We start from the raw sequence: 15679 nt of genomic DNA on the forward strand, positions 1-15679 counted from the left end.
AAGCCTCAGAGCGGGATAGTGTCATGTTTGCGATCACGATTTTCGACTTTTTTATTGCGAAGGGCGGCAAATGCCCGCGCCACTCTTTTGCGGGTGGAATGAGGCATGATCACTTCGTCAATAAAACCACGCTCGGCAGCAATAAAAGGATTGGCAAAACGTTTTTCATATTCTTGCGTCAGACGGGCAATCTCCTCTTTGTCATCAAGATGTGACCGGTGGAGAATTTCAGTGGCCCCTTTTGCTCCCATGACAGCAATTTCCGCCGTTGGCCATGCATAGTTGATATCGGCACCAATGTGTTTTGATGCCATCACATCATAGGCGCCGCCATAGGCTTTCCGGGTAATGACTGTCACCATCGGAACGGTTGCCTCGCTATAGGCAAAGAGCAATTTCGAGCCGTGAATAATAACGCCGTTATATTCCTGCGAAGTACCGGGCAGGAATCCGGGAACATCAACAAGTGTCAGGATCGGAATATTGAAAGCGTCACAAAAGCGTACAAAACGTGCACCCTTGCGGGCAGTGTCGATATCAAGACACCCTGCAAGCACCATTGGCTGGTTTGCAACAACGCCGACGGTGCGTCCTTCAATGCGGATAAAGCCGGTTATCAGATTTTTTGCAAAATTCTCTTTGATCTCGAAAAACGAGCCCTCGTCGGCAACACTCAAGATAAGCTCTTTCATGTCATATGGCTTTGTGGATGAATCCGGAATGAGCGTATCAAGCTTCATATCGAGCCGTTCGGTATCATCGTAAAAAGGCCGCACTGGCGGCTTTTCTTTACTGTTCAACGGCAGATAGTCGAAAAGCAGCCGGATATTTTCCAATGCTTCGATATCATTTTCAAATGCGCCGTCAGCGACAGAAGACTTTTTGGTGTGTGTTGTTGCTCCACCCAATTCTTCGGCAGTCACAATTTCATTGGTGACAGTTTTTACAACATCGGGACCGGTGACAAACATATAGGATGAGTCACGCACCATAAAAATAAAATCGGTCATTGCCGGTGAATAGACAGCTCCACCCGCACAAGGTCCCATGATAACGGAAATTTGTGGTATCACGCCTGAAGCTTCGACATTGCGACGGAAAACTTCGGCATAACCGGCAAGCGAGGCAACCCCTTCCTGAATGCGGGCACCACCGGAATCATTAAGGCCGATAATCGGCGCACCATTGCGCGCGGCCATATCCATGATTTTGCAAATTTTTTGTGCATGCGTTTCAGAGAGCGAACCGCCAAGAACGGTAAAATCCTGAGAAAAAACGTAAACCTGTCGGCCGTTGATTGTTCCCCAGCCGGTGACCACGCCGTCGCCGGCGTATTTTTGTTCGTCCATGCCGAAGTCGGTACAACGGTGGTTGACGAACATGTCGTATTCTTCAAAGGAACCGGCATCGAGAAGAACTTCTATGCGTTCGCGCGCTGTGAGTTTGCCTTTTTTATGTTGAGCGTCTATGCGGCGCTCCCCACCGCCAAGACGGGCACTCTGGCGCCGTTCTTCCAATTGTTGCAAAGTTGCAAGCATTGTTCCTCCCTCGGTCTTCAAGAACCGCTAAAACGCATCCTCTTACATTTCTGGATGATGCTATTGTGCGAGGAACAGATATCGGTTCAAAAAAAAGAAAAGGCGCGTTTTCTCCAACCGCAGCCTTTTCTTTTCCTCCCACATGTATCCGATCGATAAAGGCGAAGCCTTTTTCCTCCACGATTCGAAGCTATCACAGCCAAAAAAATAATAAAGCTTGATCGTGTGCGAATGCATAAGTTATAAAAATGCAAATTGTAAATTGCGAAATTGTGAAAAAAATGGCTATCGGAAAACTCTATATCGGGCGGAAAGTGCGCAAATTGCGTGAAGACCAGCAATTGACGCAAGCCCATTTTGCCGAGCGTATCGGCATTTCTACCTCTTATCTCAATCAGATTGAAAATAACCAACGGCCTGTCTCGGCTGCAGTTCTCCTATCTTTGGCTGAAAAATTCCACATTGATATTTCCAGTCTTTCTTCCGGAGAGGATGACCGTCTGCTTTCTGCTTTGAGTGAAACTCTGAGCGATCCGTTATTTAAAAATAATCGGGCAGGCATGCAGGAATTACGGCTTATTACACAAAATGCGCCGGGTCTTGCGCGTGCACTTATTACTTGTCATCAGGCCTATCGACTGGCTTCTGAACAATTGGCAAGTACAGATGGCCGGTTGCAGGCAAGCGGCCTCACGGAAGTTTTACCTTATGAAGAGGTGCGAGACTTTTTCCATTTTGTCGATAACTATATCGATGATCTCGACCGCAGTGCCGAACGACTCGCCGCCGAGATAGGTATCGGTGAGAGTGACAATCATTCCGCTATTATCCAGCGACTTGAAGAACGCCATCAGGTTCTTGTACGCTGGGGCACGGATGACAATGGCATGGTTCGCCAATTTGACCCCAAGAGCCGCGTTTTGACGTTAAATCCTTATGTTGCTCCGCAACAACGCACTTTCCAACTGGCCGTCCAACTTGCACAGTTTGAAGCCGACCCACTTTGCGACGAGATTATCAAAAAAGCTTCTTTCAAATCGGAAGAAGCCAATCAGATTTGCCGTATCGGACTTTACAACTATTTCGCCGGTGCACTGGTTTTGCCCTATAAACCTTTTCTGCGTACCGCCAATCTGTTGCGTCATGATATCGAATTGCTTGCTGCCCGTTTCAGCGTGTCATTGGAGCAGGTTTGTCACCGGCTTTCGACTTTGCAGCGCCCGGGTGAAAAAGGGGTACCGATTTTCTTTGCCCGCATTGACCGCGCAGGCAATATAACCAAACGGCATAGCGCCGTGAAATTGCAATTCGGCCGCTATGGTGCGGCTTGTCCCGTCTGGAACGCCCATCAGGCCTTTGAAACTCCCGGAAATATCATACGGCAACTTGCCGAAACACCGGATGGTGTGCGTTATCTTTGTCTGGCCGTTCAGGTGGTGAAAAGGAATGGTGGTTATCACAGTCCACATCCCCATTATGCGCTGGCTTTCGGTTGCGAAATATCGAATGCTTCACAATTTGTTTATGCTGATGGTCTCAATCTCGAGAATAACGCCGCTTACGAGCCGATAGGTATTTCATGCCGGATTTGTTCACGCACGGCATGTCCAAGTCGGGCAGCTCCACCTCTCAAGCATAAACTGTCCGTCAATTATAATCAGCGCGATGTATTACCTTATACATTGGAGCAAATCGGTTAAACCTGTTTGCCAATTAATGATGCTCTGGAAAGGTTCAGCTCATAAATGCAGGAACGACTGAACCTTTTTTGATAGCGTTGGTCGTTCCAGAGAAATTGTTTTGAAAAGATTAAAAATCCGGACGGCTTAAATGAAGTTTTCGAGGTCGCCCATCATTAGAAATGCACGCTAAATAAGCCAGGCGTTCGTTCACTTTTTGATCAATATGGATGACGGTTGCGGCAATAACCTTGATCAATGAAAAGATTATAAAGGGAGAGATATAACTCCTCTCGTATTGTTAGCTTATATTATGCGCAAGATATTTCTTTTTTAGCACCAGACTTGGCTTTTCCCGTTTTTAAAACACGTGGAAACGGGTACTGCTTATTTACATTTTTTATGAACAGCATAGTGGACCGATGAAACCGGTCTTCAAATTGATAAAGCGAGAGTGCGAATTCCATAATTTGAATGGTCATTCACACTCCCGATCATTTTTATTCAATCGTCTAATGACAAAGTGTTAAAAAGCCCGCTCAACCGGCTTTTACAAATCGGATAATGGTTATTTATCAACCAATTTCAACCGGCTGTCATCATAACGTTTTCCGGCAACTTTTTCAGGACTGACAATATTTTCCAGCCGCTTGCAATCATCTTTTGTAAGATGAATTTCGGTGGCGGCAACATTGTCTTCCAGATGACGGATTTTTCTTGCCCCCGGTATCGGTACGATAAAATCACCACGGCTTAGAACCCATGCCAGTGCAAGCTGGGCAACGGTGGCATTTTTCTCTTTTGCCATTTTTTCCATTTCGGTAATGATTTGCCGATTTTTTTCAAAAGCTTCGTCCTGAAAACGTGGTAGCAGGCGTCGAAAATCGTTAGCGCCCAAGCCTTTGGTTGTAAAACCGCTGGCAAAGAAACCGCGTCCTAAAGGACTATACGGGACAAAGCCGATTCCAAGCTCGCGGCATGTTGCCAAAATTTCTTTTTCGGGATCACGCGTCCAGAGCGAGTATTCACTTTGGAGTGCACTGATCGGATGAACCTTGTAAGCGCGTCTTATTGTTTCGCTGTTTGCTTCCGAAAGGCCAAGCGCACGCACTTTGCCTTCTTTAACGAGATCGGCCATAGCACCGACTGTTTCTTCAATCGGAACATTTGGGTCAACCCGATGCTGATAGAGAAGATCAATTACATCAATGCCCAAACGTTTAAGAGAGGCTTCAGCAACTTCACGCACATGTTCCGGACGGCCATCAACGCCGGCGGCATCAATGTGGCCATCAGGTTGCTTTTCGAGTTTAAAACCGAATTTTGTGGCAATGACCACTTTATCGCGAAATGGTTTTAATGCTTTGCCGACGAGAATTTCATTATTGAAAGGGCCATACATTTCTGCCGTATCAAAAAGGGTCACACCCAGCTCGACTGCGCGGTGCAATGTTTTGATTGCCGATTGCTCATCATCGCCGCCATAAGCATGTGTAAAGCCCATGCATCCGAGCCCGATTTCCGAGACACTCAATACACCGAGTTTGCGTTTCTTCATGCTTCAATTCCTCTTTATTTTTGTCTGTTTGCCTATTTTTCAACACTCTAGAGGAATATTTATTGTTTGTTTATACTATTTAATTCGCTAATTATGATCTAAAAATTAGAACAATAAAGGGGCAGGGAATTTATGGATAGGCAACAACTCTCCCATTTGCTCATTTTCGAGACAGTGGTGGAAGAAGGCAGTTTCCGGACAGCGGCGAAAAGGCTGAATATTGCGCCGTCAGCAGTATCTTATGCCGTTGGAAAACTGGAAGAAAGTCTGGGTGTCCAACTTTTTAACCGTACGACGCGCAGTCTTGGTTTGAGCGAAGCAGGCAAGGTTCTCATGCATGAAACGGCTTCTGCCCTCAGGGTGATCGAGGATGGCTTTAATGCCGCCAAAGCAACCCATAACAAGATATCGGGTTTGTTGCGCATAAATACCGGCTATTCGGCAGCCAAATTTGTCATCGCACCTTATTTGGGGGCGTTCAGCGAGGCTTATCCCGATATCACCCTTGATCTCGTCATCGACAATCGTTTTGTTGATATTGTCAAATCGGGTTATGACGCTGGTATACGTATCCATGAACAAGTCGAAAAGGATATGATAGCGGCAAAAATAGGTGGAGATTTGCGAAGCGTTCTGGTGGCAACGCCAAAATATTTCGAAACGCATCCGGCTCCCCGTCATCCTACCGAGTTGAAAAACCATAAAGCGATTTTATACCGGTTTAACGAAAAGCGGACTTATGTTTGGGAATTTGAAAAGGGGCGGAAAAAATATACAGTCACGCCACCGGAACAACTTATCCTCAACAATCATCAATTGGTAGTAAATGCGGTGCTTCAGAACGCCGGACTTGCCTATGTTTTCGAAAATTACGTGAAGGACGCAATCAAGGAAGGTAAGCTTATCAGAGTGATGGAAGATTGGACGCCGTCTTTTCCAGGATTTTATATCTATTACCCGCAACAAAAAATGCGGGCGGCACTGCGTGCTTTTATCGATTTTTTTATCGCACATAATCGTTGAACCGGCATGTCATAAAAGTCTGAACGACCAAACCTTGCACACCGGATCCGTTATTTTGAAAATAGGCGACAGCCACATCAACCATCGGTGATTGTTTCCGTTTGAACATGATCTCCATTAAAATAGCACGCAAGGGTTGCTGCTATTTGTTCATGCATATTCTTCGTTTATATCCGGAAATGTTTTTCTTCTCTGACAATCAGCCATTTATAACTTCAATTCGACCATCAGCATTGATCATCGCAGGTTATATTATTCAAAAAACAATACAAATTCTCGCATTGAATTCTTTTTAAAAACGGACGTATCTTTTCATATAAAACGGGAAGTTAACCGTTTGGGTTACCTTCCCACTTGTTATTCCGGTCAAGTCGTTGAATTCACCTATGCTTCAAAAATGGCGGGTTTTTACCATCTCCTGAATCTCCACGAGCGTTGAAGGATCTTCAATTGTACTTGGCGTTGACCATTTTTCACCATCAACAATTTGTCGTATGACAGCGCGCAGGATTTTACCCGAACGGGTTTTGGGTAATTTACGTACTGTCATGACGAGTTTGAATGCTGCAACCGGTCCGATAATCTCGCGGATGCGGGCAATGCATTCCTTTTCAATGATGGCGTCTTCCCGTTCGACATTATGTTTGAGGACAATAAAACCGCAGGGAACCTGCCCTTTCAGATTGTCTTTAATGCCGATAACCGCACATTCTGCAATATCCTGATGTCCTGCCAGTGCTTCTTCCATACCGCCGGTAGAAAGTCTGTGACCGGCGACATTGATAATATCATCGGTGCGGCTCATGACAAACACATAACCATCTTCATCGATATAGCCTGCATCTGAAGAATTGTAATAACCGGGGAAGCGTTCAAGATAGGTTTTTTTGAATTGCTCGTCGGAATTCCATAAAGTTGGCAAGCAACCGGGCGGGAGAGGAAGACGAAATGCCAAATTGCCAAATGTACCAGGCGCGACCTTGTTGCCGTCATCATCAAGAACGTCGATGATAAAGCCGGGCATCGGGAGAGTCGGGGAACCGGGTTTAATGGGCAAAAGACCCAATCCTAACGGATTGGCTGCGATCGGCCAGCCGGTTTCGGTTTGCCACCAATTGTCGATAACGGGTACATGAAAAAGGTTGGTTACCCATTGCAAAGTATCCGGATCCGCCCGTTCTCCGGCAACAAACATGGCTTGCAAATTGGATAATTTATAAGGTTTTGCATAATTGCCGTCGGGGTCTTCGCGTTTGATCGAACGAAATGCGGTCGGAGCAGAAAAAAACGAGTGTACATTATAGTCTTCACATATACGCCAAAATGTCCCCGGATCCGGTGTGCCGATCGGTTTTCCTTCGAAAAGTACAGTTGTTGCCCCCACGATGAGTGGCGCGTAAAGGATATAGGAATGCCCTACCACCCAGCCGACATCGGAAGCGGTAAACATAACTTCACCGGCCTTGACGTTGAATACAGCCCCCATTGTCCATGCCAGTGCTACAATATAACCGCCTATATCGCGCATGACCCCTTTAGGTTTTCCGGTGGTGCCGGATGTATAAAGGATATAAAGCGGGTCGGTTGCCGAAAGCTCGGCACACGGGATTTTGCGCCCGATATTTTCCTTGAGTATTTTGGCGTAATCAAAATCACGCCCCTCTTTTAAAGTAAAAAGTCCCTCGGGGGCTTTTTGGGTAATCGGCCGTTCGTGAACAATGCAATGTTCCACCTCGTGCTTTGCAATTTTTATAGCCTGATTGACCATAGCCTGGTAAGGAACAATGCGGTTCGGCTCGATACCACAGGAGGCGGCAATGATGAGTTTCGGCTTGCAATCATCAATGCGGATGGCAAGTTCCTTTGCAGAAAATCCCCCAAAAACGATTGAATGCACGGCTCCGATGCGTGCACAGGCAAAAACCGAAGTAAATACCTGCGGAATCATTGGCATATAAATGAGAACGCGGTCACCTTTTTTTATGCCGATATCCTGCATAAAGGCGGCAAGAGCCTGCACTTCTTCATAAAGTTCCTGATAGGTAATCGTTCTTTTACCATTGCTTACCGGACTATCATAATAGATAGCCACTTGCCCACCGCGTCCGGCTTTGACGTGCCGGTCAACAGCATTGTAGCAAGCGTTCGTCTTTCCGCCCGTAAACCAGCGCCCATAAACTCCGGCATTTTTATCAAACACCTTGTCATAGGGTTCAAACCAGTCGATCAGACGGGCAGCTTCACCCCAGAATTCTTCAGGATGCTTTAAACACTTATCATAAATCTGTTTGTAAGACGACATTATGCAACCCTCCCAGTTTGCAAATTCCTCCGCCGCGAAATTTAGCCGGTAAAAAATTCTTGTCTAGTGCTAAATTGTATCAATAGAAAAATATCTCGGATCGCGATAACTTTATCTTGTGTATTAACAGTTTTAGGCAATAAGATTTCCTGTTATTAAAAGGCAGTATCGATCCTGCAGTACTTCCGAGGAGGGCAATTTTAATGGATGAACCGACAACCAATGCTGCCGAAGTTGCCGAAAGACAGGCTGCGCTGCTTTCTGCAGCTTTGCCCTATATGCAAAAATATGAAAACAAAACGGTTGTGGTGAAATATGGCGGCCATGCCATGGGAGATCCTGAACTCGGACATGCCTTTGCGCGCGATATTGCCCTTCTCAAACAATCAGGCATCAATCCGATTGTCGTTCATGGCGGTGGGCCGCAAATTGCAAAGCTTCTTTCGAAAATGGGGATTGAATCGAAGTTCGAAGGCGGACTTCGTGTAACAGATTCAAAAACTGTCGAAGTTGTCGAAATGGTTCTGGCCGGTTCGATCAACAAGGAAATTGTTGCAATGATCAATGCCGAAGGCGAATGGGCAATCGGTCTTTGCGGCAAGGATGGCAATATGGTTTTTGCCGAAAAAGCCCGGAAAAAAATTATCGATCCCGATTCCAATATCGAGCGCATTCTCGACTTGGGATATGTTGGCGAACCGGTCGAGGTTGACCGTACACTTCTTGATTTGCTTGCCCGGTCGGAAATGATACCGGTCATTGCGCCCGTTGCACCGGGAAGGGACGGCAATACTTATAACATCAATGCCGATGTTTTTGCCGGTGCTATTGCCGGTGCTCTCAAAGCCAAGCGTTTGCTGTTTTTGACGGATGTGCCCGGTGTCCTTGATAACGCCGGCAAACTCTATAAAGAGCTGACAGTCAAGCAATGTGAAGACCTTATCCAAGACGGGACTATATCCGGTGGTATGATACCCAAGGTCGAAACTTGTATTCAGGCAATCAATCGCGGTGTCGAAGGCGTTGTCATTCTGAATGGTAAAACTGCCCATTCGGTGTTGCTTGAACTTTTCACTGAACACGGTGCAGGTACGTTGATTGTGCCATGATGAACGAAGAAATTTTGTCCAGGCTCGAAGCCGTCAATGTTTGGGTATTCGATCTTGATGATACACTTTATCCGAGAGAAAGCGGGCTTTGGGCGCAGATTGACAAACGTATCAGCGCCTATGTCAAAAAACAGCTTGAACTTGACGATGATGAAGAGGTCAAACGTTTTCGGCAATATTTCCGCAAAAATTACGGCGGCGCTTTACGTGGTCTGATCGAAGAATATTTCGTCGATGTTAAAGATTATCTGCAAGATGTTCATAATATTGATTATTCGCCATTAAAAAAAGATCCGCAGCTTGCCGAAGATATTAAAAGCTTGCCCGGCCGCAAATTCATTTTCACAAATGGTGACCGTGCTCACGCTGGCCGTGTCTTGGCACATCGTGGATTGGAAAACTGTTTTGATGGCATTTATGATGTCACATTTACCGATTTTTTGCCTAAACCTTACCGGCAAGCCTATCACAGATTTTTAGGACATTTTTCAATCGATCCGGAAAAAACGGCAATGTTTGAAGATAATCTTGCCAATCTTTCAACCTGCAAAGAACTTGGCATGACGACAATTCTGGTTGGTCACAAAGAGGATAAAGAAATTCCGGCTTTCGTTGATATTGAAGCACCGGAACTTGAAAGTTTCGTCCATAATCTTGTAGGGCGCCTGAACGGGGCAGGCTGAATGGAAGAAGAGAAAGAAAAAGCGTTCTTTGTCTTGACGAGACAAGAATTCGCTTTGATCGGCATAACTTTTCTATGGGGTACAACCTTTCTTATCGTGCATCTGGCGATGCGTTCATCAGGACCATTTTTCTTTGTCGGGTTCCGCTTCATTCTTGCCGGTATTTTTGCCGGCATCATTTTTTGGCGAAGCCTCAAAAATCTTGGAATTCATGATATTTTCGCCGGAACAGTTATCGGCATTCCGATATTTTTCGGCTATAGTTTGCAAACTGCCGGATTGAAGACTATTGCAAGCAGCCAATCGGCTTTTATTACCGCCGTTTATGTTCCACTTGTACCGCTCTTGCAGTGGATAGTTTTACGTAAAAAACCGCGTTTGACGAGTTTTATCGGTATAAGCTTCGCGTTTATCGGTTTACTTCTGGTTTCAGGGCAAGGAATTCATGCAATAGATTTTTCAAAGGGCGAAATTCTCACACTTTTATCGGCTTTTGCAATTGCCTCGGAAATTGTCTTTATCAGCTTTTTTGCCGGTCGGGTCGATAGCCGGCGTGTCACCGTTGTACAGCTTTTTGTTGCCGGCTTCCTTTCCTTTGCTGCAATGCCGTTTAATGGCGAAACTGTTCCGGCATTTTCTTGGGGTTGGGCGTCGGCAGGATTGGGTTTGGCCACAATGAGTGCTCTCATCCAGCTTACAATGAATTGGGCGCAACGATCGGTTTCACCAACGCGCGCAACAATCATCTATACCGGTGAACCGGTATGGGCAGGCCTCGTCGGCTGGATTGCCGGCGAACGCCTGCCACATCTTGCAATTCTCGGGGCATTTTGCATCATTGTCGGCATTCTCGTTTCAGAATTGAAGCCGAAAAAGCGGGCAATGGTGCAAGAATGATAAAAAGCTTGCCGGAAAAACAAAAAATTTCTTTTTAGAAAATAGACGTAGACGATTTAATGAAAGCGGCCCACTTGAAAAGTCATGACTTTTTATAAAAAACCGAAAACCGTGCTATTTCCGGTTTGAAGTGTTGTTTAAAGACGTTTTCTCAAAACGAAAAAAATAATCGGAATTTCAGGTAAAAATCGGGCAATGTTTATGCGCTCGTCTGTGGAATGAAGAAGATTTCTGCAAACTTGCTATCCAACATTCATTTCGGCTTTGCGTTTCTTTGCGTTCCTTGCTAAATCGCTTTTCATGACAGTAAATCGCGACCATATTCGGAATTTCTCCATCGTGGCCCATATTGACCACGGAAAATCAACTCTGGCTGACCGGCTCATCCAGATGACGGGTGGTCTTGCCCAGCGGGAAATGAAAGAGCAAGTGCTCGATTCGATGGATATCGAGCGCGAACGCGGCATCACCATCAAAGCACAAACGGTGCGGCTTCATTATAAGGCAAAAAATGGTGAAACCTACATTTTGAATCTGATCGACACACCGGGCCATGTCGACTTTGCCTATGAGGTTTCGCGTTCTCTTGCTGCCTGTGAAGGGTCACTTCTTGTCGTCGACGCTTCGCAAGGTGTGGAAGCGCAAACTCTGGCCAATGTCTATCAGGCAATCGACAACAATCACGAAATCGTTGTTGTTCTCAACAAGGTTGATCTGCCTGCGGCCGAGCCTGAACGTGTCAAAGAACAAATTGAGGAAGTGATCGGCATTGATGCAAGCGATGCAATAGAGATTTCCGCAAAAACCGGCATGGGTGTCGACAAGGTTCTCGAGGCTATTGTCCATAAACTGCCAGCCCCCCGTGAAGGTGATCTCAACAAGCCGCTCAAAGCAATGCTGGTTGATAGCTGGTATGATGCCTATCTCGGTGTGATTGTTCTTGTGCGCGTGATCGACGGGGTTTTGAAAAAAGGCCAGACAATCCGCATGATGGGCACCGGCGCAAAATATCCGGTCGAGCGGGTGGGTGTTTTCACTCCTAAAATGGCGACGATTGAAGACTTGGGGCCGGGTGAATTAGGCTTCATTACCGCTTCTATCAAGGAAGTGGCGGATACCCGCGTCGGCGATACAATTACGGAAGATCATCGTCCGTGCGACCATGCTTTGCCGGGGTTCAAGCCCGCGCAACCGGTGGTTTTCTGCGGGCTCTTTCCGGTTGATGCGGATGATTTTGCCGATCTTCGTGCGGCAATGGGCAAGCTTCGTTTGAATGATGCCAGTTTTTCTTATGAAATGGAAACTTCCGCTGCTCTTGGCTTCGGTTTCCGCTGCGGTTTTTTAGGGCTTTTGCACCTCGAAATTATTGAAGAACGGCTTGAACGCGAGTTTAACCTCGATCTTATTGCCACAGCTCCTTCTGTCGTCTATCGCATCAATATGACCGACGGGTCGGTGAAAGAGTTGCATAATCCGGCCGATATGCCTGATGTTGTTAAAATTGCTTCCATTGAAGAGCCGTGGATACGCGCCACAATTATGTCGCCGGATGAATATCTCGGTTCAATTTTAAAACTCTGTCAGGATCGTCGCGGGGTTCAGGTAGACCTGTCCTATGTCGGTACACGCGCGATGGTCACCTATGATCTGCCGCTCAACGAGGTCGTATTCGATTTCTATGATCGTTTGAAGTCGATTTCCAAAGGCTACGCCTCTTTCGATTATCACGTAACCGATTATCGGGAAGGTGATCTCGTCAAAATGAGTATTCTGGTCAATGGTGAACCTGTTGATGCACTTTCTATTCTCGTGCACCGGTCCGGAGCCGAGAAACGCGGCCGTTCAATGTGCGAAAAATTGAAAGAACTTATTCCTCAACATATGTTCCAGATTCCCATTCAGGCAGCTATTGGCGGCAAGATCATTGCGCGTGAAAATATCCGTGCATTGCGTAAAGATGTTACGGCCAAATGTTATGGTGGCGACGTGAGCCGTAAGCGTAAACTTCTTGAAAAACAAAAAGAAGGCAAGAAGCGCATGCGCCAATTCGGTAAGGTGGAAATACCTCAAGAAGCATTCATTCAGGCTTTGAAGATGACCGATTGATCACCCAGTATCACGAAGATCATATGTGGAAGTTGTATGTGAAAACAACAAGAATTCCATATGGTCTTTGTGAGACAAATAGAAAATGCGCGTAATCAAAGGTCACTGAAAACATCGAAAAGTAGCTTATAACTTCTTGTAATTGGCGTTTTTGTTGCTGCAATCAACAGGAATAAGATTCCTCGCTAAACCTTCATTTTCACGTCCATCTGCAAGTGATAAGATTAGCCGGAATGAGGGTTTTAAAGTTCCCGTTTTTGAAATTGCCATCAGTCGTGCGTTTGATGTATCTTATCTTTTAAACGCGGTGATAGAGGTGCGTTTACGATCTGACGATTCAATTCTACGTTGATTCGTATTTTGAAAAATCATTGATTTGATTTTCAATTTTCTTGGTTTTCGGCTTTTCAATTTTGACCGGATGTCGAACTATGCAATCTCTGTTTTGTGTCGCATCGACCGTTTCAATCATAAAGTGCCGGATTAAAAATATTTCACATAATTATCCACTTTTGGGAGTTGACGGCCGGTAATAAGCCGATTAATAGTTTGCCATATAAAATTTCACACAAGGTTTTGATTTTTCAGACCTTAAGGGGCTGATAACCAGTTGGGTTTTGGTCTTTCTTATGACCATGACCCGGCGCAGCAGAGTTACACCCCCGCATACTCTGCTGCACTCTTTCAATGTAAAAACGGGTGAGGACGCGAGCCGGCTCTTCACCTGTTTTTGCATTTAATTATTGTTTCGGACAATTATTGATTGAGATGGATTGTGCATTCGGGCAATAGCGGTGCCCGAATGGTCATGAATTTGTTGAATTTTGCCGGATATCGGTTCTCCCCGTCCTTTCTCGGTTTGGCATTATCAATGCATTTGAAAAGACGGGGGCTTTAGCTTGCTTGGCAGCACTTTTAGTCGCTTTCAGTCGCGCAACAGTTCGTTGACCGATGTTTTTGAGCGCGTCCTTTCGTCAACCCGTTTGACAATGACTGCGCAATAAAGATTAGGACCGGGTTCGCCATTCGGAAAAGGTTTTCCGGGCATGGTTCCTGCAACAACAACCGAATAAGGTGGTACTTCGCCATAGGAAATTTCGCCGGTTGCGCGGTCGACAATTTTTGTTGATTTGCCGATAAAAACACCCATGCCAAGCACAGCCCCTTCGCGGACAATGCATCCTTCCACGACTTCGGAACGTGCGCCGATAAAGCAATTATCCTCGATAATTGTCGGGCCGGCCTGTAACGGTTCAAGCACACCGCCGATGCCTGCGCCGCCAGAAAGGTGAACGTGTTTACCAACCTGTGCACATGAGCCGACAGTCGCCCATGTATCGACCATTGTGCCTTCACCGACATAAGCACCGATATTGACGAATGAGGGCATCAAAACAACACTTGGTGCAATATAGGCCGAACGGCGCACAATCGCATTCGGTACCGCACGAAAGCCTGCTTTCTCGAAATTATCCGCGTTCCAGCCGTCGAATTTGGATGGTACTTTGTCCCACCAGTTCGATTGATCGGGTCCACCGGAAATAAGTCCCATAGCATTAAGCCGGAACGACAAAAGCACAGCCTTTTTTAACCATTGGTGAACTTTCCAATTGCCATTGGTTTCACGTTCGGCGACACGTAGTTCTCCCTTGTCGAGAAGGTCGAGCACGTGGTCAACTCCCTCGCGTATTTCCCCTTGTGTCAAAATATTCACTTTATCGCGTTCATCAAACGCCTTTTCAATGATGGATTCCAGTTGGGACAGATTGGTCATGGCATTAGGTCTCCGTTAAGTAAGTCGAAAGCATCAGCATTTATTCTCTCCGGCCTAATGCAAGAAACAATTGTGGTCAATGAAAAGGAAGATCCTGAATGGCTAATGGCGAAAAAAACGGTTGGACACCTTTTCCGCACTCGAAAGAGGATGCCCGCAAAGTTCATGAAGTTCCCGATACCGCCCAAACGCGTTCACCTGCCTATCGCCTTGCCTATGTAGATGAAGATTTCATGATGCGGCGCGAGTTACGTGCGGTACGAATCGGTCTGGAACTGATGAAGCCCGAATTCAGTTTTGTCGAGCATGGCATCAAATCGACTGTCGTTCTATTTGGTGGTGCCCGTATTCCCGAACCGGGTAAAGAAGCGCGTGCGGCAAAAAATTCGAAACAGAAGAAAAATCTTGAACAAGCCTCCCGTTATTATGACGAAGCACGCAAATTTGCCCGACTTTGTTCGCAATATTCTGCTTCTTCCAACCATCATGAATTTGTCATTATAACTGGTGGTGGTCCGGGCGTAATGGAAGCGGGTAACCGCGGTGCAGCCGATGTCGGTGCTCCCAGTATCGGGCTTAATATCGTATTGCCTCATGAACAGGCGCCTAATCCTTATGTGACGCCCAATCTTTGTTTTGATTTCCATTATTTTGCGATGCGCAAGATGCATTTTCTTATGCGCGCAAAGGTTATCGCAATATTTCCCGGCGGCTTTGGTACGTTGGATGAATTTTTCGAATCTCTCACACTCATCCAGACAGGTCGTATGAAACGTGTGCCGATATTGATGTTCGGCCGTGAATTCTGGAGAAATGTTCTCAATCTTGATTATCTTGCCGAACAAGGGACGATTTCACCTGATGATGCGAAACTCGTCAATTATGTTGAAAGTGCCGAAGAAGGTTGGGCGATTATTCGCGAATTTTATGAGCTGGATAAACAGTAAGCTATAAAAATCCGAAAGTCTGATTCATCATCCTGAAAGCAATTTTTTCCTTGGTGCTTTTCG

At 46.0% G+C, this 15679-nt stretch carries 11 protein-coding genes; 7 read left to right on the forward strand and 4 right to left on the reverse strand.

All coding sequences use genetic code 11. From position 1 onward, the window contains the following. Positions 1-5: 5 nt before the first annotated feature. Entirely contained in the window at positions 6-1538 is a 1533-nt protein-coding gene (locus tag H3V14_RS01585) for an acyl-CoA carboxylase subunit beta (protein ID WP_198214317.1), read from the reverse strand. Positions 1539-1819: 281 nt separating this feature from the next. Here H3V14_RS01585 and H3V14_RS01590 point away from each other — a divergent pair, with 281 nt between their 5' ends. After that, positions 1820-3238 carry a short-chain fatty acyl-CoA regulator family protein gene (locus H3V14_RS01590; RefSeq protein ID WP_075869541.1) on the forward strand — a complete coding sequence of 473 codons (1419 nt, stop codon included), beginning with the start codon at positions 1820-1822 and terminating at the stop codon, positions 3236-3238. Between the two features lie 547 nt (positions 3239-3785). On the opposite strand, the gene H3V14_RS01595 is transcribed toward H3V14_RS01590, so the two are convergent. Then, positions 3786-4775 (reverse strand): aldo/keto reductase, encoded by a 990-nt coding sequence (locus H3V14_RS01595; RefSeq protein WP_198226173.1) that lies wholly within the window; start codon positions 4773-4775, stop codon positions 3786-3788. A 132-nt stretch (positions 4776-4907) separates the two neighbouring features. On the opposite strand from H3V14_RS01595, the gene H3V14_RS01600 reads away from it, so the two are divergent. Next, a complete protein-coding gene (locus H3V14_RS01600; RefSeq protein WP_198226174.1) occupies positions 4908-5798 on the forward strand; it encodes a LysR family transcriptional regulator in 891 nt (296 codons plus the stop codon). Between the two features lie 391 nt (positions 5799-6189). Here H3V14_RS01600 and H3V14_RS01605 read toward each other — a convergent pair whose 3' ends face one another. Continuing rightward, the gene (locus H3V14_RS01605; protein ID WP_371809438.1) at positions 6190-8103 is read right to left on the reverse strand and encodes an AMP-binding protein; all 1914 of its coding nucleotides are present in this window, start codon (positions 8101-8103) and stop codon (positions 6190-6192) included. 200 nt (positions 8104-8303) lie between these two features. Between H3V14_RS01605 and argB the strand changes: the two genes are divergently transcribed. The 4 genes from argB (at position 8304) to lepA (ending at position 12895) form a co-directional block, all read left to right on the forward strand. Next, a complete protein-coding gene (argB, locus tag H3V14_RS01610) occupies positions 8304-9209 on the forward strand; it encodes an acetylglutamate kinase (RefSeq protein WP_075869546.1) in 906 nt (301 codons plus the stop codon). Beyond that, complete coding sequence (locus H3V14_RS01615; protein ID WP_198226176.1) at positions 9206-9892, forward strand: pyrimidine 5'-nucleotidase; 687 nt, start codon at positions 9206-9208, stop codon at positions 9890-9892. The genes argB and H3V14_RS01615 overlap by 4 nt, the downstream gene beginning before the upstream one ends. After that, entirely contained in the window at positions 9893-10789 is an 897-nt protein-coding gene (locus H3V14_RS01620; protein WP_198226177.1) for a DMT family transporter, read from the forward strand. Positions 10790-11089: 300 nt separating this feature from the next. Further along, positions 11090-12895: a translation elongation factor 4 gene (gene lepA, locus H3V14_RS01625; protein ID WP_198226178.1), complete on the forward strand. Its 1806-nt coding sequence runs from the start codon at positions 11090-11092 to the stop codon at positions 12893-12895. A 925-nt stretch (positions 12896-13820) separates the two neighbouring features. Here the strand turns inward: lepA and dapD are convergent. Beyond that, positions 13821-14669, reverse strand: coding sequence for a 2,3,4,5-tetrahydropyridine-2,6-dicarboxylate N-succinyltransferase (gene dapD, locus H3V14_RS01630; protein ID WP_198226179.1), 849 nt, complete (start codon positions 14667-14669; stop codon positions 13821-13823). A 98-nt stretch (positions 14670-14767) separates the two neighbouring features. Here dapD and H3V14_RS01635 point away from each other — a divergent pair, with 98 nt between their 5' ends. Next, a complete protein-coding gene (locus tag H3V14_RS01635) occupies positions 14768-15616 on the forward strand; it encodes an LOG family protein (RefSeq protein ID WP_075913725.1) in 849 nt (282 codons plus the stop codon). The last annotated feature ends 63 nt before the right edge of the window (positions 15617-15679 follow it).

Origin of the sequence: Bartonella sp. W8151 (assembly GCF_016100385.1) — a bacterium.
Taxonomy (GTDB): Bacteria; Pseudomonadota; Alphaproteobacteria; order Rhizobiales; family Rhizobiaceae; genus Bartonella; species Bartonella apis.

Bases quoted from the DNA above. Each gene is read 5' to 3' on its own strand.
- H3V14_RS01585 (WP_198214317.1), bottom strand. From the start codon at position 1,538: ATGCTTGCAACTTTGCAACAATTGGAAGAACGGCGCCAGAGTGCCCGT.
- dapD (WP_198226179.1), bottom strand. From the start codon at position 14,669: ATGACCAATCTGTCCCAACTGGAATCCATCATTGAAAAGGCGTTTGAT.
- H3V14_RS01600 (WP_198226174.1), top strand. From the start codon at position 4,908: ATGGATAGGCAACAACTCTCCCATTTGCTCATTTTCGAGACAGTGGTG.
- H3V14_RS01595 (WP_198226173.1), bottom strand. From the start codon at position 4,775: ATGAAGAAACGCAAACTCGGTGTATTGAGTGTCTCGGAAATCGGGCTC.
- lepA (WP_198226178.1), top strand. From the start codon at position 11,090: ATGACAGTAAATCGCGACCATATTCGGAATTTCTCCATCGTGGCCCAT.
- H3V14_RS01635 (WP_075913725.1), top strand. From the start codon at position 14,768: ATGGCTAATGGCGAAAAAAACGGTTGGACACCTTTTCCGCACTCGAAA.
- argB (WP_075869546.1), top strand. From the start codon at position 8,304: ATGGATGAACCGACAACCAATGCTGCCGAAGTTGCCGAAAGACAGGCT.
- H3V14_RS01620 (WP_198226177.1), top strand. From the start codon at position 9,893: ATGGAAGAAGAGAAAGAAAAAGCGTTCTTTGTCTTGACGAGACAAGAA.
- H3V14_RS01590 (WP_075869541.1), top strand. From the start codon at position 1,820: ATGGCTATCGGAAAACTCTATATCGGGCGGAAAGTGCGCAAATTGCGT.
- H3V14_RS01615 (WP_198226176.1), top strand. From the start codon at position 9,206: ATGATGAACGAAGAAATTTTGTCCAGGCTCGAAGCCGTCAATGTTTGG.